This window comes from Pseudomonas sp. Ag1 (assembly GCF_000278565.1).
In the GTDB taxonomy this organism is placed as follows: domain Bacteria; phylum Pseudomonadota; class Gammaproteobacteria; order Pseudomonadales; family Pseudomonadaceae; genus Aquipseudomonas.
This window is the reverse complement of the sequence record NZ_AKVH01000111.1, coordinates 294582-313952: the sequence shown is the minus strand read 5'-3', so window position 1 is coordinate 313952 and position 19371 is coordinate 294582. Positions and strand designations below refer to the sequence as shown.

Genomic DNA, 19371 nt, shown 5'->3' with positions numbered 1-19371 from the left:
TAAAAACAAGAGACGACCCTGATGCCCGTACCTGATCTGTTCCGCGATGGCATGGCCCGCGGCTGGAAGACCCACAATGGCGCCGCCCTCGACCAGGACCTGACCCTGGAAGCCGACGTCGCGATCATCGGCAGCGGCGCCGGCGGCGGCACCACCGCCGAAATCCTCAGCGCCGCCGGCTACAAGGTGCTGCTGATCGAAGAAGGCCCGCTGAAGACCAGCAACGACTTCAAGCTGCTGGAAGACGAGGCCTACGCCAGCCTCTACCAGGAAGGCATCGGCCGCATGAGCAAGGACGGCGCTATCACCATCCTGCAGGGCCGCGCGGTCGGCGGCACCACGCTGATCAACTGGACCTCCAGCTTCCGCACCCCGGACCCGACCCTCGCCCACTGGGCCAGCGAGTACGCGGTCAAGGGCCACAGCAGCGCCGAAATGGCGCCCTGGTTCGAAAAAATGGAACAACGCCTGGGCATCGCGCCTTGGGCCATGCCACCGAATGCCAACAATGACGTGATCCGCAAGGGCTGCGAAAAGCTTGGATACAGCTGGCACGTGATCCCGCGCAATGTGCGCGGCTGTTTCAACCTGGGGTATTGCGGCATGGGTTGCCCGGTCAACGCCAAGCAATCAATGCTGGTGACCACCATTCCGTCCACCCTGGAGAAAGGCGGCGAGCTGCTGTACCTGGCCCGTGCCGAACGCCTGAAGTTCAGCGGCGACACCATCACCAGCCTCGAATGCGTGGCCATGGATCAGTATTGCGTGGCACCCACAGGCCGCAAGATCACAGTCAAAGCCAAGCATTACGTACTGGCCGGCGGCGGCATCAACAGCCCGGCGCTGCTGCTGCGCTCGGACGCACCCGATCCCCACTCGCGCCTGGGCAAGCGAACCTTTTTACACCTGGTGAATTTTTCCGCCGGGTTGTTCGACGAGGTGATCAACCCGTTCTACGGCGCGCCGCAGTCGATTTATTCCGATCACTTCCAATGGCAGGACGGCACTACCGGCAAAATGTCCTACAAGCTCGAAGTACCGCCACTGCATCCGGGCCTGGCCAGCACCTTGCTCGGCGGCTACGGCACGCAGAACGCGCTGGACATGGGTCAACTGCCGAAAACCCACGCCATGCTTGCGCTGCTGCGGGACGGCTTCCACCCCGACAGCCCGGGTGGCACAGTCGAATTACGCGGCGATGGCACACCGGTGCTCGATTATCAGGTTTCGCCCTACGCCTGGGACGGCCTGCGCCGGGCATTCCACAGCATGGCGGAGATTCAGTTTGCCGGCGGCGCCAAGTCGGTGATGCCGCTGCACGGCGATGCGCGCTACGTGAACACCTTGGCTGAAGCCCGCAGCATGATCGACGGGTTGAACCTCGAATTGCACCGAACCCGGCTCGGCAGCGCTCATGTAATGGGCGGTTGCGCGATGGGGGAAGAACCGAAAAACGCCGTGGCCGACAGCCTTGGGCGCCATCATCAACTGCGCAACTTGTCGATCCACGATGGCTCGCTATTCCCCACCAGCATTGGCGCTAACCCGCAGTTATCGGTGTATGGATTGACGGCGCAACTGGCGACGGCATTGGCCGAACGTCTGAAAACGGCCTGAAAAAACCGGGTATTCGCGGTGTCTATAGTGCTTTCTTCTGAATAAGTTGACTTGGCCGACCGGGATGGCTGCGATACCATCCGGTTCCCCAACGGACTCCGCCAGGACGACGCGATGAACCGAGTGTTGTACCCAGGTACCTTCGACCCAATCACCAAGGGCCATGGCGATCTGGTCGAACGCGCCTCGCGCTTGTTCGACCATGTGATTATCGCGGTCGCTGCCAGCCCCAAGAAAAACCCGCTGTTTCCCCTGGAACAGCGCGTGGAGCTGGCCCGTGAGGTCACCAAGCATCTGCCCAACGTTGAAGTGGTCGGCTTCTCGACGCTGCTGGCGCACTTCGCCAAGGAACAGAACGCCAATGTGTTCCTGCGCGGCCTGCGGGCGGTGTCGGACTTCGAATACGAATTCCAGCTGGCCAACATGAACCGCCAACTGGCGCCGGACGTGGAAAGCCTGTTTCTTACGCCTTCGGAACGTTATTCGTTCATTTCCTCGACGTTGGTCCGGGAAATCGCGGCGTTGGGCGGGGATATCACCAAGTTCGTGCACCCGGCTGTGGCGGATGCTCTCACCCTGCGATTCAAGAAATAATCCCGGACTGCAGGAGCTGGCTTGCCAACGATCCAGGCGCCACGGTGCAACTGACCCATCGCCATCGCCGGCAAGCCGGCTCCTACTGTCCATCGCTGTGACTCGCACTGCGGGCGCCAATGCGGCACAATTGCGCGCATTAGTTTTCAGATGCCTTGGCTGACAGCCCTGGCAGGAGTTTCCATGTCCCTGATCATCACCGACGATTGCATCAACTGCGACGTCTGCGAACCCGAGTGCCCGAACGCTGCCATTTCCCAGGGTGAAGAGATCTATGTGATCGACCCCAACCTGTGCACCCAGTGTGTCGGCCACTACGACGAACCCCAGTGCCAGCAGGTTTGCCCGGTGGATTGCATTCCGCTGGACGAGGCTCATCCGGAAACGGAAGAGCAACTGATGGAGAAGTACCGGTTGATTACCGGGAAGGCCTAAGTCCCTTGGCGCTTCATTAAGCCCCTTCGCGAGCAAGCCCGCTCCCACATTCGACTGCATTCCAAAGGTGGAACTCGGTCTAATGTGGGAGCGGGCTTGCTCGCGAAGGGGCCATCAGCAGCACCACAAATTGTCAGCTCTGACACTTCGGGCAAAACACACTCGCCCGCTGCCCCAGCATCACGTTGCGCAATTCGGTCCCACAGACCTTGCACGCCTCGCCACCACGGCCATAGACGAACAATTCCTGCTGGAAATACCCCGGCTGCCCGTCGCCGCCGATAAAGTCACGCAACGTGGTGCCGCCGCGCTCGATGGCCGCCGCCAGGATGCGCTTGATCTCGATCGCCAGCTTCAGGTAACGCCCACGGGAAATGCCCTTGGCTTCCCGGCGCGGATCAATCCCGGCGGCAAACAGCGCCTCCGTCGCGTAGATATTGCCCACCCCCACCACCACCGCGTTGTCCATGATGAACGGCTTCACCGCCATCGAGCGTCCACGGGACAGCTGGAATAGCCGCTCGCCGTCGAACAGGTCGGTCAACGGCTCCGGCCCCAGGCGGATCAGCAGCTCGTGGTTCAGCGGGTCGAGGCTCCAGAGCATCGCGCCAAAGCGTCGCGGGTCGGTGTAGCGCAGGGCCAGGCCCGACTCAAGTTCTATATCCACATGCTCATGCTTGGCCGCCGGGCTGCCGGCTTCCACCAGGCGCAAATTGCCCGACATGCCCAAGTGGCTGATCAGCGTGCCGACCTCGGCATTGATCAACAAATACTTGGCCCGCCGCTCCACCAGCACGATGCGTTGCCCGGACAGCCGCACATCCAGGTCTTCCGGGATCGGCCAGCGCAGGCGCCGCTCACGCACCACCACACGGCTGACCCGCTGGCCTTCCAGGTGCGGCGCAATTCCGCGCCGGGTGGTTTCGACTTCCGGTAACTCGGGCATGTGTACCTCTTGGAAAAAGGGTTAGTGCGCGCCCAGCTCGCGGATCGACAACTTCAAGCTCTCGAAGTCGTAGTCCGACAGGCCGATATGGTCCAGCACCAGCGGGCCGATGGCGTTCCACTCATGGTCATCCACCTGGTTGCCCAGCACGCGGTACGACGCACAAATGTGCTCGGCCATTTTCAGGATCGCCAGCAGGTTTTTCAGCTGCGGCTTGTGGTTGGACTCGTCGCTGAAAATCGCCAGGGCATTGTGGTGATTGGCGATGGCATCGGTCACATGTTCCGGCAGGCGCCAGGATTTGGCGGTGTAGTAACCCACCACGGCATGGTTGGTGTTGAACGCCTGGTTCTCGGTGTCGACCACACGGCACTCCGGGCCGGCGTTGGCATAGGCCTCTTCCAGCACACTCATGTAGTTCGGGAAACGCTTGAGCATCAACGGCACGCCACAATCGTGGAACAGCCCCAATGCGTAGGCTTCATCGACCGCCTGGCTGCCGGTGCGCTTGGCCAGGGCCAGGCAGGTCATGGCCACGTCTTGGGCGGTGTCCCAGAAACGGTTGAGGGTGACGATGGTGTCGTCGCTCATCTCGCCCTTGATCGACTGCGCGTTGATCAGGTTGACGATGGAGCGGCTGCCCAGCAGGTTCACCGCGCGCTGTATCGAGACGATCTTGTTGCTCAGACCGTAATACGGCGAATTGACGATCTTCAGCAGCGAGCCGGAGAGGCCCGGGTCCTGGGCGATCAACCGAGCGATCACTTCCAGGTCCGGATCGGGCATGTACTGCTCCATCTGCAAATCCACCATGATTTGCGGTTGAGGCGGCACACTGATGCCTTGGAGGCTCTGTTGGATCTGTTCGGCGGATAGCTCTTGGGACATAGGGGGCACACTCTGGACTAGGCGGCGATTCTAACCTTTATGGCAACCAGGCTGACACCTCAAAAACCCGAACTGAAACCGGACCGAATGTGGGAGCTGGCTTGCCTGCGATGCAGACGGCTCGGTCTTTCAGATAACCGAGGTGATGCTATCGCAGGCAAGCCAGCTCCCACAGGGACATCACAACCCACATGTCCGGCGGCGCCGCCAAGTACTGCACAACACGGTATACTCCCGCTCTTTTTTCCGGAGCGACGTCATGTCCCTGCCAAGCCTGCGTCTCAAAGCCAACGCCGATCGTCGTTTGCGCAACGGCCACCTGTGGGTCTACAGCAACGAAATCGATGTGGCCGCCACACCTCTTCACGGCTTCCAGGCAGGCGACCAGGCGATCCTGGAAGCAGCCGGCGGCAAGACCCTCGGCATCGTGGCCATGAGCCCGAACAACCTGATCTGCGCCCGCCTGCTGTCCCGCGACATCAAGTTGCCGCTGGACAAGTCGCTGCTGGTACACCGCATCAACGTCGCCCTGTCCCTGCGTGACCGCCTGTTCGACAAGCCGTTCTACCGCCTGGTGTACGGCGATTCCGACTTGTTGCCAGGCCTGGTGGTCGACCGTTTCGGCGACATCTTGGTGGTGCAGATCGCTTCGGCGACCATGGAAGCCCACAAGGAAGACGTGATTGCCGCACTGACCCAAGTGCTCAAGCCAAGCGGCATCCTGTTCAAGAACGACTCCGCCGCGCGTGATGCCGAAGGCCTCAACCGCTACGTCGAAACCGTGTTCGGCCTGGTGCCGGAGTGGGTGGCACTGGAAGAAAACGGCGTGAAGTTCGAAGCGCCGGTGATCCAGGGCCAGAAGACCGGCTGGTTCTACGACCACCGCATGAACCGCGCTCGCCTGGCTCCGTATGCCAAAGGCAAACGCGTACTCGACCTGTACAGCTACATCGGCGGCTGGGGCGTGCAAGCGGCCGCCTTCGGTGCCAGTGAAGTGTTCTGCGTCGACGCCTCCGCCTTCGCCCTCGACGGCGTGGAGCGCAACGCGGCACTGAACGGCGTTGCCGAGAAAATGACCTGCATCGAAGGCGACGTGTTCGAAGCCCTCAAAGAGCTGAAAGCCAGCGAAGAGCGTTTCGACGTGATCGTGGCCGACCCGCCTGCCTTCATCAAGCGCAAGAAAGACATGAAAAACGGCGAAGGCGCCTACCGCCGCCTGAACGAGCAAGCCATGCGCCTGCTCAGCAAGGACGGCATCCTGGTCAGCGCTTCGTGCTCGATGCACTTGCCGGAAGACGACCTGCAAAACATCCTGCTGACCAGCGCCCGTCACCTGGATCGCAATATCCAGATGCTGGAACGCGGCGGCCAGGGCCCGGACCACCCGGTGCACCCGGCGATTGCCGAGACCCGGTATATCAAGAGCATTACTTGCCGGTTGTTGCCGAATAGCTAACGCCCAATTGGAACCGGATCAACTGTAGGAGCGAGCTTGCTCGCGAAAGACGAATAGACAACACGGGCTACCTGATAGCGCTGCGTTATCGTTGACGTTCTTCGCGAGCAAGCTCGCTCCTACAGCGGCAACACACACCATCATGGGCTTGGCCTCCCACAACACTTTTGATTGAATTCCCCGTTTCGCAGACTAGTATCGGTTTCTGGTTTTACTCCGGAAAATAAAAACAATGTCTGAGTCCTCTTATTCGCCACCCCATGGCGACGTAAAACGCCAACAACGCTCGCGCTTCATCCTCATCACCTGCATCTCGCTGATCAGCTTCTTCCCGATCAATATCCTGCTGCCCTCCTTTCCAGCCCTGGCCGCGAAGTTCGATACCTCAACTGCTGAGGTCGCCTTATCCATCAGCCTGTTCACTCTGGTTTTTGCGATTTCCCAACTGATCGCCGGCCCGCTTTCAGATAAATTCGGGCGCAAGGAAGTGCTGCTGGGGTGCATCGTGGTTTCCACCCTAGGCTCGATCGGCTGCGCACTGGCGGCGAATTACCCGAGTTTCCTGCTGTTTCGCGCCGTCCAGGCCATCGGCTGTGGCTTTTTTGTACTCGGCCATGCGCTGGTTGAAGACCTTTTCGAAGAGCAGGATCGCGCCCGCATCCGCATCTACTACATGACCCTGAGCGGATCGTTCGTTGCGCTGTCGCCGCTGCTCGGCTCCTGGCTGCAAACCACATTTGATTGGCAGGGCAGCTTTTATGGATTTGCGGTGATGGCGCTGGGCATGTTTATCCATGCCTGGCTGATATTGCCGTCCAAGGCGGCCAGCCCTGAAAGAGCCCCTGTTTCGATCATCGCCACGCTGAAATCCATCGCAAGCAACCGGGACTTCATCCGTTACTGGTGGATCGCCGCGTTGGTATTCGCGTGTTACTTCGCCTTGATCAGCGTGACACCGCTGATTTTCATGGATGAGTTGAAGCTGTCCGAATACCAGTACGCGGTAGTGCTGATGGTGTATGGCGTTGCCTACCTGCTGGGCGGCGTTGCAGCAACTGCACTGCAGAAACATATCTCCCTCACGCGACAAATCAACCTCGGGCTGGGCCTGCTGGGGATCGCAGGCGTATTGCTGACGCTGGTGATCAGCTATGAGGCCATGACCACCATCACCCTGCTGATCCCGATGCTGATCAGCGCCCTGGCCGTGACCCTGGTTCGCCCCGCCGCGATTTCCGCGGCCATGTTGCTGTTCTCCAGCAGCGCCGGCACCGCCGCGTCGGCCGGCAACAGCATCATGTTCATCACCGCCGCCGTCAGCAGCGCCGCGCTCGCCCAAGCCGGAGACAACTTGCTGATGACCATCGCCATCAGCTTCATCGTGCTCAGCGTTTGGGGCGTAGTGACGAACATCAGAGTCGGACGCTAACGCTCTCCCACTCCCACTGTAGGAGCGAGCTTGCTCGCGAAAAACATATAGGCGACACGGGCCACCTGATAGCGCTGCGTTATCGTTGACGTTCTTCGCGAGCAAGCTCGCTCCTACAGAAGGCATGACATATTCAGAACCAGTGTTTAAACGCCAATAGACACTGTTGCCTCCTACCGTCTCTCTTCTACCCACACGAAGAGGACGAAGGAATGTCCACCTAGCAAAACGCCCATCGGCTGCGTAAAGGCCGCTATTCGGAATCCGGCCGCATTTACCTGCTCACCGCCGTCACCCATCAACGACAGCTGGTCTTCCAGGACTGGCGCATTGGTCGCCTGCTTGTTCGCGAATTCAGAAAGGCTCAGGACGACGGCGAGGCGACCTCACTGACCTGGGTCGTGATGCCGGACCATTTCCATTGGCTGGTGGAATTGCACAACGGCGATTTGCCGAGACTGATGCGGATTACCAAGTCGCGAAGTGCCCACGCCATTAACAAAGCGAGGAGTTGCCACGGGACACTTTGGCAAAAGGGCTACTTTGATCGGGCGCTACGCCGGGAAGATGACCTGAAAGCAACAGCTCGATACATCGTCGCCAATCCATTAAGAGCAGGGCTGGTTGAGCGTATCGGCGACTATCCGCTCTGGGACGCCATGTGGCTGTGAAATACGCAACCCTGTAGGAGCGAGCTTGCTCGCGAAAAACCAACAGACGACACGGACCACCTGATAGCGCTGCGTTACCGTTGACGTTTTTCGCGAGCAAGCTCGCTCCTACAGGTAGACGGCCATTCCCTCCGGCCGCCAGCGGTGTAGAATCGGACCTATTCATCGCCAGTCATCCCCCGGCGGGTTTATGAGCTCGAGGCCCAAGCAAGCGGCGATCCCGCGACGCGAGTGGCAACTTCCGGACACACGGCCATTTATCGGGTGTTCCAGTCGTCAATTAGAAGCTCACTCCCCTTTAGTACTTGATTAGCCGCCCGGAGTGCTCCAATGCCTGATTACCGCTCGAAAACATCCACCCACGGCCGCAACATGGCCGGCGCCCGCGCACTGTGGCGCGCCACGGGGATGAAAGATGACGACTTCAAGAAGCCGATCATCGCGATTGCCAACTCGTTCACCCAGTTCGTACCCGGCCACGTCCACCTCAAGGACCTGGGCCAACTGGTCGCCCGCGAGATCGAACGCGCCGGCGGTGTAGCGAAAGAATTCAACACCATCGCCGTGGATGACGGCATCGCCATGGGCCATGACGGCATGCTGTATTCCCTGCCGAGCCGCGAGATCATCGCCGACTCCGTGGAATACATGGTCAACGCCCACTGCGCCGACGCCATCGTGTGCATCTCCAACTGCGACAAGATCACCCCCGGCATGCTGATGGCCGCCCTGCGCCTGAACATCCCGGTGATCTTCGTCTCCGGCGGCCCGATGGAAGCCGGCAAGACCAAGCTCGCCTCCCACGGCCTCGACCTGGTGGACGCCATGGTCATCGCCGCCGATTCCAGCGCTTCTGACGAGAAGGTTGCGGAATACGAGCGCAGCGCCTGCCCTACCTGCGGTTCGTGCTCCGGCATGTTCACCGCCAACTCGATGAACTGCCTGGTGGAAGCCCTGGGCCTGGCGTTGCCGGGCAACGGCTCGACACTGGCCACCCACAGCGACCGCGAGCAGCTGTTCCTGCAGGCCGGCCGCACCATTGTCGAGCTGTGCAAGCGTTACTACACCGAGAACGATGAGTCGGTGTTGCCACGCAACATCGCCAATTTCAAGGCGTTCGAAAACGCCATGACCCTGGACATCGCCATGGGCGGTTCCACCAACACCATCCTGCACTTGCTGGCCGCCGCGCAAGAAGCCGAGATCGACTTCGACCTGCGGGACATCGACCGCCTGTCCCGCCACGTGCCGCAACTGTGCAAAGTCGCGCCGAACATCCAGAAGTACCACATGGAAGACGTGCACCGTGCCGGCGGGATCTTCTCGATCCTCGGCTCCCTGGCCCGTGGCGGCCTGTTGCACACCGACCTGCCGACCGTGCACAGCAAATCCATCGCCGAAGGCATCGCCAAGTGGGACATCACCCAAACCACTGACGAAGCCGTGCATCACTTCTTCAAGGCCGGCCCGGCCGGCATCCCGACGCAGACCGCGTTCAGCCAGTCGACCCGTTGGGAAACCCTCGACGACGACCGTGAAAACGGCTGCATCCGCAGTGTCGAGCATGCCTATTCGAAAGAGGGCGGCCTGGCCGTGCTGTACGGCAACATCGCCCTCGATGGCTGCGTGGTGAAAACCGCCGGTGTGGACGAGTCGATCCACGTGTTCGAAGGCCGCGCCAAGATCTACGAAAGCCAGGACAGCTCGGTACGCGGCATCCTCGCTGACGAAGTGAAGGAAGGCGACATCGTCATCATCCGTTACGAAGGCCCGAAAGGCGGCCCGGGCATGCAAGAGATGCTGTACCCGACGTCGTACCTGAAATCCAAGGGCCTGGGCAAAGCCTGCGCCTTGCTCACCGACGGCCGTTTTTCCGGCGGGACCTCGGGCCTGTCCATCGGCCACGCTTCGCCGGAAGCTGCTGCGGGCGGCGCCATCGGCCTGGTGCAGGATGGCGACAAGGTGCTGATCGACATTCCGAACCGCTCGATCAACCTGTTGATCAGCGATGAAGAACTGGCGGCACGCCGGGTCGAGCAGGACAAGAAAGGCTGGAAGCCGGTGGAGAAGCGTCCGCGCAAAGTCACCACCGCCTTGAAGGCTTACGCCCTGCTGGCCACCAGTGCCGACAAGGGTGCTGTGCGTAACAAGGCGATGCTTGACGGTCTGTAAACCTCGCCCATAAAAATGCCCCGCCATGTGCGGGGCATTTTTTTGCCTGGAGATTATTCCCCAAACAAAGGTGATCAACTGTGGGAGCGGGCTTGCTCGCGAATTGCGGTGTGCCAGTTACTGAATAAGCTGGCTGATCCACCGCCTTCGCGAGCAAGCCCGCTCCCACATTTTTGACCGAGTCCAGCCGTACTTACTGAATCTCGTCCGGCTTGACGATCACCCAGTTTTTATCCGCCGTCACCGGCAACCCTTCCTTGGCCTGGGCCGCAGCGTGCTTGGCCATCATGCCGTTGAGCTGGGTCATGTATTTGTCTTTACGGTTGATCCACAGGTGGATGCCGCCCTTGGCCACGTCCACGTCATGGAACAGCATGTAGCCGTCACTGGTCGGCGTGTCGCCACCGACGATCACCGGTTTTTTCCACTCGTCGATATAGGTCAGGATCGCCGCGTGCTTGCCGGCCATCCAGGTGGCCGGGGTCCACAGGTACGGGGTCAGCTCCAGGCCGAGGTTGGCCTTCTCGTCATACTTGCCGGCGGCAATCTGCTTGCGGGCGGTGGTCAGCTCGCCGGTCTTGCGGTCCTTGAGCAAGGTGCTCACGCCGATGACATTCTCGGGTTTGACGTTGTAGCCGTACTTCGGATCGGCCGCGACCATGCGCACCAGTTCCTCAGACGCGGCGGTCATCACGTAGACCTCGATGCCGTTTTCCATCAGCTTGTTAAACAGCTCAGCCTGGCCGGTGAAGACCTTCGGCGGCTGCACTTCCATGTTCTTGACCACGTCACCGTCGTAATAGGTGACCGGCACCGGCTTGCCCGACGCCATCATCTCGTCGACGTAGCCCTTGAGTTCCTTGAGGGTGAAGCCGGAGAAAATCTGCGCCACCCACGGGTAGCAGACCATGTCGTCGACTTCGCAGAGGCGGTAGTAGTAGCTGAAGAGGCTTTCCTTGTGGTCGGCGGTGTCTTTGAACGGGATCAGCTTCAGGGAGGGGTCCATGGTGTCGCGGGTAATCAGGCCCTTGTTTTCCAGGTACGGCAGCAATGACTCTTCAAGGTCGTAGCGATAACTGGTGTTGTCCATGTCGAACACCGCGAAGTTGCCCTTGTTGGCATTGGCAGCAATCATCGTGTCCAGTTGCTTGGCGGCAGCCGCCGGCCAGTGTTTCAACTCGGTGGCGGCAAAGGCCTGGCTCGCGAGGCCCAGGCACAGCGCGGCGGCAAACAGTTTCGGCGCTAGCTTCATGTGCGTTTTCTCCCTGAGTGAAAGACATCGACGCTAACAAATCTGTATGACAGTTATCGCCCGAGCGCGACCGCTTTCGTCGTGATCGCGCCAATGCCATACGCCTGCGCGTCACCCGCTTATTCCAAAAACGACAGTCACCATGCGATAACGTTATTAAATCAATATATTTCAAGCTGTTAGGCTTGCCGGTTCGCAATCGCAGGCTCCTGCGATTGGCTGCCTTCTCAACGGAGCTTCAATGAATCTGCCCCTGATTCTCAACTTACTGGTGTTCGTGGCCTTGCTGCTGGGCCTGGCACAAACCCGCCGAACCAACTGGAGCCTCGCCAAGAAGGTGTTGTTTGCGTTGGTACTCGGCGTGATCTTCGGTGTGGTGCTGCACGCGATCTACGGTGCCGGCAACCCGGTGCTCAAGGCCTCGATCGGCTGGTTCGACCTGGTCGGCAACGGTTACGTGCAGTTGCTGCAAATGATCGTGATCCCGCTGGTGTTTGCCTCGATCCTCAGCGCCGTGGCCCGTCTGCATAACGCCTCGTCCCTGGGCAAGATCAGCTTCCTGACCATCGGCACGCTGCTGTTCACCACGGCAATCGCGGCGCTGATCGGTATCGGCCTGACCAACCTGTTCGGCCTCACCGCCGAAGGTCTGGTGGCCGGCACCCAGGAAATGGCGCGCCTGCAAGTGATCCAGAGTGATTACGCGGGCAAGGTCGCCGACCTGAATATCCCGCAACTGCTGCTGTCGTTCATCCCGCAGAACCCGTTCGCCGACCTGGCCCGGGCCAAGCCGACGTCGATCATCAGTGTGGTGATCTTCGCTGCATTCCTTGGGGTTGCCGCGCTGCAACTGCTCAAGGATGACGTGGAAAAAGGCCAGAAAGTCCTCAACGCCATCGACACCCTGCAAGCCTGGGTGATGCGCCTGGTGCGCCTGGTGATGAAGCTGACCCCGTACGGCGTATTGGCGCTGATGACCAAAGTGGTCGCCAGCTCCAACCTGCAAGACATCATCAAGCTCGGCAGTTTTGTGGTGGTATCGTACCTGGCCCTGGGCCTGATGTTTGTGGTGCATGGCCTGCTGCTGTCGCTGGCCGGGATCAACCCGCTGCGGTTCTTCCGCAAGGTCTGGCCGGTGCTGACGTTCGCCTTCACCAGCCGCTCCAGCGCCGCGAGCATTCCGCTGAGCATTGAAGCGCAGACCCGTCGCCTGGGGATTCCGCAGTCCATCGCCGGCTTTGCCGCCTCGTTTGGCGCAACGATTGGCCAGAACGGTTGCGCGGGTCTTTACCCAGCGATGCTGGCGGTGATGGTTGCGCCGACCGTGGGTATCAACCCGCTGGACCCGCTGTGGATCGCGACCCTGGTGGCGATTGTGACCTTGAGTTCGGCCGGTGTGGCGGGCGTGGGCGGCGGTGCGACGTTTGCCGCGCTGATCGTGCTGCCGGCGATGGGCTTGCCGGTGTCACTGGTGGCGCTGCTGATTTCGGTTGAGCCGCTGATCGACATGGGCCGTACCGCGTTGAACGTGAACGGTTCGATGACGGCCGGGGCGATTACCAGCCAGATCATGCAGCAGACGGATAAAGAACTGCTCAATGCCGATGAGCATGCGGAATTGGCGCAGGCCTGACAGACCGCTATCGCAGGCAAGCCAGCTCCCACATTGAACCGGTTTTTTCAGTAATACTCGGTCAACTGTGGGAGCTGGCTTGCCTGCGATGCTCTTAGGCTTTTTCCCAGACTTCGAAGTTGTACGCCGGCTTGTCACCCTCAGCCGCATTCTCGACATTCGACACCAGCTTCCACTGGTTCAAATCAAACTCGGGAAACCACGCATCGCCGTCCGGGCTCAACGCCACCCGCGTCAAATACAGACGATCCGCCTGCTCCAGCCCCTGGGCATACAACTGCGCGCCGCCGATCAGCATCAGCTCATCCACGCCCTGCGCCTTGGCCCATTCCTCAGCCCGCTCCACGGCCGCGTCCAGTGACGGAAAAACTTCCGCACCTTCCAGCGCCAAGTCGGTCTGACGGCTGACCACAATGTTCAACCGGCCCGGCAACGGTCGCCCCAGGGAATCCCAGGTCTTGCGCCCCATGATGATCGGCTTGCCCAAGGTGGTGGCCTTGAAATATTTGAAATCCCCCGGCAAATGCCAGGGCATGCTGTTGTCGACGCCGATCACACGGTTTTCACCGAGGGCTGCGATCAGGCTTAAAGGGAGAGTTTTTTTCATGGCGACGAGAATACCAGAGCCGCGCGCGGCATACCCCAACCGGCGTTCCAGCGGTTATGCTCCAGACTCACTGGCTCAACAGGACGGCGCGTGACAGCTCTGAACCCCCTGCAAACACTCTGGCTGACCGAGACCGTGCGCCTGCGCGAGGAACACGCGGGCGCCCTGGAAGACCAGGAAGCCAATCGCCTGGCCCGCAGCACCGGCGGCGACCTGCCCACGCGCATTCAAAACCGCGCGCTGTGGCTGGCCGAACGCGATGGCCTGACCGCCGCCCTGCCCCGCTGGCTGCAAGGTGCGCGCCTGGCACTGATCCTGCTGGCGGCAGTCGCCATTATCAGCGGCGCCGGCCTGGCGTTTGCCGCGCTGGGCAACGGGTTGGCGCCGGTCAATGTGTTCTGGGCCCTGGGCAGCCTGCTGGGTTTGAACCTGATCCTGTTGTTGAGCTGGGCCCTGGGCCTGCTGTTTGCCGGCGAACACGGCGCCAGTCTTGGCCGCCTGTGGTTATGGCTCAGCGAAAAACTCGCCCGCGACGCCAAGGCCGCGCAACTGGCGCCCGCCCTGCTGCTGTTGCTGCAACGGCGCAAGCTCAATCGCTGGGCCGTCGGTGTGCTGGTCAACAGCCTGTGGCTGCTGGCCCTGCTCAGCGCCCTGGTGATCCTGCTGACGCTGTTGGCCACCCGGCGCTACGGCTTTGTGTGGGAAACCACCATCCTGCGGGCGGACACCTTTGTCGCCGTGACCCAAACCCTCGGCGCCCTGCCCGCCTTGCTCGGCTTCAATGTGCCCACTGTCGAGATGATCCGCGCCAGCGGCGATGCCGCCCTGAATATCGAAAGCGCCCGCCAGGCCTGGGCCGCCTGGCTGGTGGGCGTGCTGCTGGTGTACGGCATCCTGCCGCGGCTGATCCTTGCGTTGCTGTGCCTGTGGCGTTGGAAACGTGGGCGCGCCGCCTTGAGCCTCGACCTTAACCTGCCCGGCTACAGCCAACTGCGTGAACGGCTGATGCCCAGCAGCGAACGGCTTGGGGTCAATGATGCGGCGCCCGAACAGTTGCACCACGTAACCGGCGGCGTCAGTGAACTGGAAAGCGACGGCGCCCTGCTGGTGGCCATCGAACTCGACGACCAACGTACCTGGCCGCCGAAGCTCCCGGCCAGCGTCAAGGACGCGGGCATCCTCGACAGCCGCGAATCCCGCAACAAGCTGCTGGAGCAACTCACCCGCTTCCCGCCCGCACGCCTGGCCATTGCCTGCGACCCACGCCGCTCGCCGGATCGCGGCAGCCTCGCGCTGATCGCCGAACTGGCCCGCAGCGCCACCGCCACCCGGGTCTGGCTGCTGCAAGCACCGGCGGGCCAGGCCCTGGACGCGGAACGCCTGGGTGACTGGCATACAGCATTGCAACAGTTGGAGATCCCGTTCGCCGATTGCGCGCCGCTCACTTGGCTGGAGACCGGTCATGACTAAGCCCCTGAAACTCGCGGTGGTCGGCCACACCAACGTCGGCAAGACCTCGTTGCTGCGCACCCTCACGCGAGACGTCGGCTTTGGTGAAGTGTCCCATCGGCCCAGCACCACCCGGCATGTCGAAGGTGCTCGGCTGTCGGTAGACGGCGAGGCCTTGCTGGAACTGTACGACACGCCGGGCCTGGAAGATGCCATCGCCCTGCTCGATTACCTCGAGCGCCTGGACCGTCCCGGCGAACGCCTCGACGGCCCGGCACGGCTGGCGCGTTTTCTGGAAGGCAGCGAGGCCCGGCAACGCTTCGAACAGGAAGCCAAGGTGCTGCGCCAACTGCTCGCCTCGGATGCGGGCCTGTATGTGATCGACGCCCGGGAACCGGTGCTGGCCAAGTACCGCGATGAGCTGCAAGTGCTGGCCAGCTGTGGCAAACCGTTGCTGCCAGTGCTCAATTTTGTCAGCAGCGCCAACCACCGCGAGCCGGACTGGCGCGAAGCCCTCGCCCGCCTCGGTCTGCACGCGCTGGTGCGTTTTGACAGCGTCGCGCCGCCGGAAGACGGCGAGCGCCGCCTCTATGAAAGCCTCGCCCTGCTGCTGGAAAACTCCCGTGGGCAACTGGAACGGCTGATCCTTGATCAGGAAGCCCAGCGCCAGGCCCGCCAGCAAAGTGCGGCGCGGCTGATCGCCGAACTGCTGATCGACTGCGCCGCCTGCCGCCGCAGCGTGGTCAGCGAAGCCGAAGTGGAACAGCAGGCCATCAGCGAACTGCGCAAAGCCGTGCGCCAGCGCGAACAGCGTTGCGTGGAGGCCTTGCTCAAGTTGTTCGGCTTCCGCCCGCAGGACGCCGCCGCCAGCGATTTACCGCTGCTGGATGGGCGCTGGGGCGATGACCTGTTCAACCCCGAGACCCTCAAGCAACTGGGCGTGCGGGTCGGTGGCGGTATCGCAGCCGGCGCGGCGGCCGGTGCAGGTGTGGATCTACTCGTAGGCGGCCTGACCCTCGGCGCCGCCGCCCTCGCCGGAGCCATCGCGGGAGGCGCGCTGCAAACTGCCCGCAGTTATGGCAGCCGCCTGCTGGGCAAGCTCAAGGGCCAGCGCGAGCTGACCGTCGACGACAGCGTGCTGCGCCTGTTGGCCCTGCGCCAGCGGCAACTGCTCAAGGCCCTGAACCTGCGGGGGCATGCGGCGATCCACAGCATCAAGGTCGACACACCCCAGGACAAGACCTGGCGCGAAGGCAAATTGCCCGAAGCCCTGAACAAGGCCCGCGCCCATCCGCAATGGTCGTCCCTCAACCCGCACCCCAGGTTGAGCCAGGCCGAACGCCAGGAACAGATCGAAGCCCTGGCCCAGCGCCTGGACGAGACCTAAGCCGCCAACAACTGCCGGGCCTTGGATTTCAACACTTCAAGGTCCAGCACCGGCACGTGCATTTCCTTGGCTTGTTCATCCCAGTGACGCATGCGCAGGCTGACGGCGCACAACGGGTCCTGCTCAAACGCCCGGGCTTCCTCGGCGGTCATCACGCCGCCCTGGTAACCCAGGGTGCGGCGGCTGGCCTCGCTCAACCGCGCATAGTAGTCCGGCTGGCTGAAGGTCAGGTAACGCTTGGCCTGCACGTGGTATTCGACCAGTTTTGCCAGGCGCTCGCTGAAGCCCGCCCGGCGCAGATAATCGGCGCCCAGCCGTTCATGGCTGACCACGCCATAACCGCCCATGTTCTCGCCACCTTGGCCGCAGATATGCCCGATATCGTGGAAGAACGCCGCCAGCACCACTTCATCATCGAAGCCTTCAGCCATGGCCAACTGCGCGGCCTGGGACATGTGTTCGATCTGCGAGACCGGCTCGCCAATGTAATCGGCGGTGCCGTGTTGTTCGTACAGGCCGAAGACCTCGGCGATTGCCTGCTCTGCGTTCATCACGCGCTCCCCCACAACTCTGTGATATTGCGCTCCGCCATCGCCGGCCCAACGCTCATGCCCACGCCGGTGTGCATCAACGCCGCACTCACCCCCGGCGCCGCCCGCAGGAACGAAAACGGCCCTGGGCCACGGGAACCATAGACACCCTGCCAGCGCTCCACGACCTGGATCTTGCAGCCCAGGGTATGTTCGGCCAGTTCGATCATCCAGTTGTCCACCTGTTCGGCGTTGAACGGTGAAGGATCGCTGCCGTAATGGTGGGAATCTCCGATGATCAGTTCGCCATAGGGTGTCGGGCTGATCAGCAGGTGAATACCGTTTTCATGCAGGTGCGGTACATCCCGCAGAATTTCGGCCTGTACCGGCGCGGCTTCCGGCAAATCGGCGAAGGCGCCGTAGTGCACGCAGCTGAGGCCGGTCAGCAGCGCGTGTTGCAGGTTCAACTCCACCACTGGCCGGGCGCGCAGCATTTGCAGGCGGCAGATTTGCGGGTTGAGTTCGGCAATCTGCTCGGCCAGCAGCGTCTGGTAGTCGTGACCGGAGCAGACAATGATCTGCTCGCCGCGAAAGGAGCCGGCAGTGGTGTGCACCTGGCCGGGTTCGATGTCGCGCACCAGGGTGGAGAAATGAAACTCCACGCTCAGTTCGCGGCTGAGGTAGTTGATCAGCGCCGGGATAGCCTCGCGCGAATACAGTTGTTGATCATCCAGGCCGTGAAGCGCAGCGCGGTGATGGGCGAACTGGCCACCGTACAGCTCGTGCAGGGCGGCGCCTTGCAGCAACTTGACGCGATAACCGTGTTCTTGCGCGCGACCGGCGCAGAAGGCTTCAAGCAAGTGCTCTTCGGCTTCGGTGCGGGCGAACAAATAAGAGCCGTTGCGCTTGAGCTGGATGCCGGCGAGTTGCGCCCACTGGCCCCAGATTTCGCGGCTGTCCCGCGCCAGGTCGAGCATGGGCCCCGGCGGCTGGCCGGTGACCAGTGCCTGGCCGAAGTTGCGCACGGATGCACCTAGCGGTGTGGCGCTGCGCTCGAAGACCTTGACCTTGAGGCCGCGTTTGGCAGCGGCAAAGGCGTGGGACAGGCCGAGGATGCCGGCGCCGATGATCAGCAGTTGTGTCATGAAGACCTCTCGTTCCCACGCTCCGCGTGGGAATGCATCCTGTGACGCTCCGCGTCACGACTACAAAAGCGGACGCAGAGCGTCCAGAGCCGCGTTCCCACGCAGAGCGTGGGGACGATCGGTAGTTATTGTTTTTCCGACTTGCCGTCATAGCGCTTGCGCCATTCGGTCAGGATGCTGTCGCGGTTTTTCGAGGCCCAGGCAAAGTCATTCTTGATCAACCGCTGCTCGTAGTCCGCCGGCAACTCGGTCTGCGGCTTGGCGATGCCCGGCTGGGCCAGTACCGCGAAGTTTTCCTTGTACAGCTCCATCGCCGCGGGGCTGGCGGAGAAGTCGGCGAGTTTCTGTGCCGCGTCTGCGTGGGCAGTGCCCTTGATCACGGCAGTGGCTTCGATATCCCAGCCCAGGCCTTCTTTCGGCAGGATGATGTCCAGCGGTGCGCCCTGGCGCTTCAGCTGAACGGCCGGGTATTCGAAGGAAATGCCGATCGGGAATTCACCCGAGGCCGCCAGCTTGCAGGGTTTGGAACCGGAGTGAACGTACTGGCCGATGTTCTGGTGCAGGTCGTCCATGTACTGCCAGCCCTGCTTCTCGCCGAAGGTCTGCAACCAGGCACTCACATCCAGGAAGCCAGTGCCGGACGAGGCCGGGTTGGGCATCACGATCTTGCCCTTGTATTCAGGCTTGGTCAGGTCCTGCCAGCTCACGGGCTTGCTCAGGCCCTGCTTTTCGGCTTCGACGGTGTTGAAGCAGATGGTCGCAGCCCACACGTCCATGCCGACCCAGGCCGGCGGGTTGGCGGCGTCGCGGTAGTTCGCACCGATCTTGCTCAAATCTGCCGGTGCGTAGTTTTGCAGCATGCCCTGCTGATCGAGAATCGCCAGGCTGGAAGCCGCCAGGCCCCAGATCACATCAGCCTGCGGGCGGGCTTTTTCGGCCAGCAGCTTGGCGGTGATGATGCCGGTGGAATCGCGCACCCATTTGATCTCGATGTCCGGGTTGACCTTTTCAAAGGCCTGTTTGTAGGTCTTCAATTGCTCGGCTTCGAGGGCCGTGTACACGGTCAACTCGGTCTTGGCGGCAAAGGCATTCAGGCTGAACGCAGTGAGCACAGCAGCGGCTAACGCCAGGGGCTTGAACATGGTGCAGTTCCTTTATGG

General features: G+C 61.7%; 17 protein-coding genes. 10 read left to right on the top strand and 7 right to left on the bottom strand.

The features are described from left to right. The first annotated feature begins 21 nt into the window (after positions 1 to 21). From A462_RS03305 to A462_RS03315, 3 genes are all read left to right on the top strand, one after another. The gene (locus tag A462_RS03305; RefSeq protein ID WP_003213795.1) at positions 22 to 1617 is read left to right on the top strand and encodes a GMC family oxidoreductase; all 1596 of its coding nucleotides are present in this window, start codon (positions 22 to 24) and stop codon (positions 1615 to 1617) included. Between the two features lie 114 nt (positions 1618 to 1731). After that, positions 1732 to 2211, top strand: coding sequence for a pantetheine-phosphate adenylyltransferase (gene coaD / locus A462_RS03310; RefSeq protein WP_003176711.1), 480 nt, complete (start codon positions 1732 to 1734; stop codon positions 2209 to 2211). 183 nt (positions 2212 to 2394) lie between these two features. Further along, a complete protein-coding gene (locus A462_RS03315) occupies positions 2395 to 2646 on the top strand; it encodes a YfhL family 4Fe-4S dicluster ferredoxin (protein WP_003213796.1) in 252 nt (83 codons plus the stop codon). 133 nt (positions 2647 to 2779) lie between these two features. Here the strand turns inward: A462_RS03315 and mutM are convergent, their stop codons facing one another. Next, positions 2780 to 3592, bottom strand: a complete 813-nt coding sequence (gene mutM / locus A462_RS03320; RefSeq protein ID WP_008438968.1) for a bifunctional DNA-formamidopyrimidine glycosylase/DNA-(apurinic or apyrimidinic site) lyase — start codon at positions 3590 to 3592, stop codon at positions 2780 to 2782. 21 nt (positions 3593 to 3613) lie between these two features. Continuing rightward, the gene (locus A462_RS03325) at positions 3614 to 4426 is read right to left on the bottom strand and encodes an HDOD domain-containing protein (RefSeq protein WP_173882995.1); all 813 of its coding nucleotides are present in this window, start codon (positions 4424 to 4426) and stop codon (positions 3614 to 3616) included. 313 nt (positions 4427 to 4739) lie between these two features. Between A462_RS03325 and A462_RS03330 the strand changes: the two genes are divergently transcribed. From A462_RS03330 to ilvD, 4 genes are all read left to right on the top strand, one after another. Then, a complete protein-coding gene (locus tag A462_RS03330) occupies positions 4740 to 5936 on the top strand; it encodes a class I SAM-dependent rRNA methyltransferase (RefSeq protein WP_003213799.1) in 1197 nt (398 codons plus the stop codon). A gap of 232 nt (positions 5937 to 6168) precedes the next feature. Beyond that, positions 6169 to 7365 (top strand): MFS transporter, encoded by a 1197-nt coding sequence (locus A462_RS03335; protein WP_003213800.1) that lies wholly within the window; start codon positions 6169 to 6171, stop codon positions 7363 to 7365. 239 nt (positions 7366 to 7604) lie between these two features. Continuing rightward, a complete protein-coding gene (locus A462_RS33930; protein WP_085984658.1) occupies positions 7605 to 8036 on the top strand; it encodes an REP-associated tyrosine transposase in 432 nt (143 codons plus the stop codon). Positions 8037 to 8366: 330 nt separating this feature from the next. Next, positions 8367 to 10208, top strand: a complete 1842-nt coding sequence (gene ilvD / locus A462_RS03345) for a dihydroxy-acid dehydratase (RefSeq protein WP_003213802.1) — start codon at positions 8367 to 8369, stop codon at positions 10206 to 10208. A gap of 193 nt (positions 10209 to 10401) precedes the next feature. On the opposite strand, the gene A462_RS03350 is transcribed toward ilvD, so the two are convergent. Next, on the bottom strand, positions 10402 to 11460 hold the full coding sequence (locus A462_RS03350) for a phosphorylcholine phosphatase (protein WP_003213803.1): 1059 nt from the start codon (positions 11458 to 11460) through the stop codon (positions 10402 to 10404). A gap of 241 nt (positions 11461 to 11701) precedes the next feature. Between A462_RS03350 and A462_RS03355 the strand changes: the two genes are divergently transcribed. Continuing rightward, complete coding sequence (locus A462_RS03355; protein WP_003213804.1) at positions 11702 to 13093, top strand: L-cystine transporter; 1392 nt, start codon at positions 11702 to 11704, stop codon at positions 13091 to 13093. A 94-nt stretch (positions 13094 to 13187) separates the two neighbouring features. Here A462_RS03355 and A462_RS03360 read toward each other — a convergent pair whose 3' ends face one another. After that, entirely contained in the window at positions 13188 to 13700 is a 513-nt protein-coding gene (locus A462_RS03360; RefSeq protein ID WP_008438965.1) for a dihydrofolate reductase, read from the bottom strand. A gap of 90 nt (positions 13701 to 13790) precedes the next feature. Between A462_RS03360 and A462_RS03365 the strand changes: the two genes are divergently transcribed. After that, positions 13791 to 15170: a DUF2868 domain-containing protein gene (locus A462_RS03365; protein WP_008438958.1), complete on the top strand. Its 1380-nt coding sequence runs from the start codon at positions 13791 to 13793 to the stop codon at positions 15168 to 15170. Further along, on the top strand, positions 15163 to 16536 hold the full coding sequence (locus tag A462_RS03370; protein WP_008438956.1) for a GTPase/DUF3482 domain-containing protein: 1374 nt from the start codon (positions 15163 to 15165) through the stop codon (positions 16534 to 16536). The genes A462_RS03365 and A462_RS03370 overlap by 8 nt, the downstream gene beginning before the upstream one ends. Here A462_RS03370 and A462_RS03375 read toward each other — a convergent pair. The 3 genes from A462_RS03375 to A462_RS03385 form a co-directional block, all read right to left on the bottom strand. Next, positions 16533 to 17087, bottom strand: coding sequence for a phosphonate degradation HD-domain oxygenase (locus A462_RS03375; protein WP_008438955.1), 555 nt, complete (start codon positions 17085 to 17087; stop codon positions 16533 to 16535). The genes A462_RS03370 and A462_RS03375 overlap by 4 nt on opposite strands. Beyond that, on the bottom strand, positions 17087 to 18211 hold the full coding sequence (locus tag A462_RS03380) for a TIGR03364 family FAD-dependent oxidoreductase (RefSeq protein WP_008438954.1): 1125 nt from the start codon (positions 18209 to 18211) through the stop codon (positions 17087 to 17089). Before A462_RS03380 ends, A462_RS03375 begins: the two co-directional genes overlap by 1 nt. Before the next feature lie 125 nt (positions 18212 to 18336). Beyond that, on the bottom strand, positions 18337 to 19353 hold the full coding sequence (locus A462_RS03385) for a putative 2-aminoethylphosphonate ABC transporter substrate-binding protein (RefSeq protein WP_008438953.1): 1017 nt from the start codon (positions 19351 to 19353) through the stop codon (positions 18337 to 18339). Positions 19354 to 19371: the final 18 nt, after the last annotated feature.

What these genes read in the sequence shown, in the direction of transcription:
- A462_RS03350 (WP_003213803.1), bottom strand. Translation starts at nt 11,460, where the DNA reads ATGAAGCTAGCGCCGAAACTGTTTGCCGCCGCGCTGTGCCTGGGCCTC.
- A462_RS03355 (WP_003213804.1), top strand. Translation starts at nt 11,702, where the DNA reads ATGAATCTGCCCCTGATTCTCAACTTACTGGTGTTCGTGGCCTTGCTG.
- A462_RS03305 (WP_003213795.1), top strand. Translation starts at nt 22, where the DNA reads ATGCCCGTACCTGATCTGTTCCGCGATGGCATGGCCCGCGGCTGGAAG.
- coaD (WP_003176711.1), top strand. Translation starts at nt 1,732, where the DNA reads ATGAACCGAGTGTTGTACCCAGGTACCTTCGACCCAATCACCAAGGGC.
- A462_RS03360 (WP_008438965.1), bottom strand. Translation starts at nt 13,700, where the DNA reads ATGAAAAAAACTCTCCCTTTAAGCCTGATCGCAGCCCTCGGTGAAAAC.
- ilvD (WP_003213802.1), top strand. Translation starts at nt 8,367, where the DNA reads ATGCCTGATTACCGCTCGAAAACATCCACCCACGGCCGCAACATGGCC.
- A462_RS03335 (WP_003213800.1), top strand. Translation starts at nt 6,169, where the DNA reads ATGTCTGAGTCCTCTTATTCGCCACCCCATGGCGACGTAAAACGCCAA.
- A462_RS03385 (WP_008438953.1), bottom strand. Translation starts at nt 19,353, where the DNA reads ATGTTCAAGCCCCTGGCGTTAGCCGCTGCTGTGCTCACTGCGTTCAGC.
- mutM (WP_008438968.1), bottom strand. Translation starts at nt 3,592, where the DNA reads ATGCCCGAGTTACCGGAAGTCGAAACCACCCGGCGCGGAATTGCGCCG.
- A462_RS03330 (WP_003213799.1), top strand. Translation starts at nt 4,740, where the DNA reads ATGTCCCTGCCAAGCCTGCGTCTCAAAGCCAACGCCGATCGTCGTTTG.
- A462_RS03315 (WP_003213796.1), top strand. Translation starts at nt 2,395, where the DNA reads ATGTCCCTGATCATCACCGACGATTGCATCAACTGCGACGTCTGCGAA.
- A462_RS03370 (WP_008438956.1), top strand. Translation starts at nt 15,163, where the DNA reads ATGACTAAGCCCCTGAAACTCGCGGTGGTCGGCCACACCAACGTCGGC.
- A462_RS03380 (WP_008438954.1), bottom strand. Translation starts at nt 18,211, where the DNA reads ATGACACAACTGCTGATCATCGGCGCCGGCATCCTCGGCCTGTCCCAC.
- A462_RS03375 (WP_008438955.1), bottom strand. Translation starts at nt 17,087, where the DNA reads ATGAACGCAGAGCAGGCAATCGCCGAGGTCTTCGGCCTGTACGAACAA.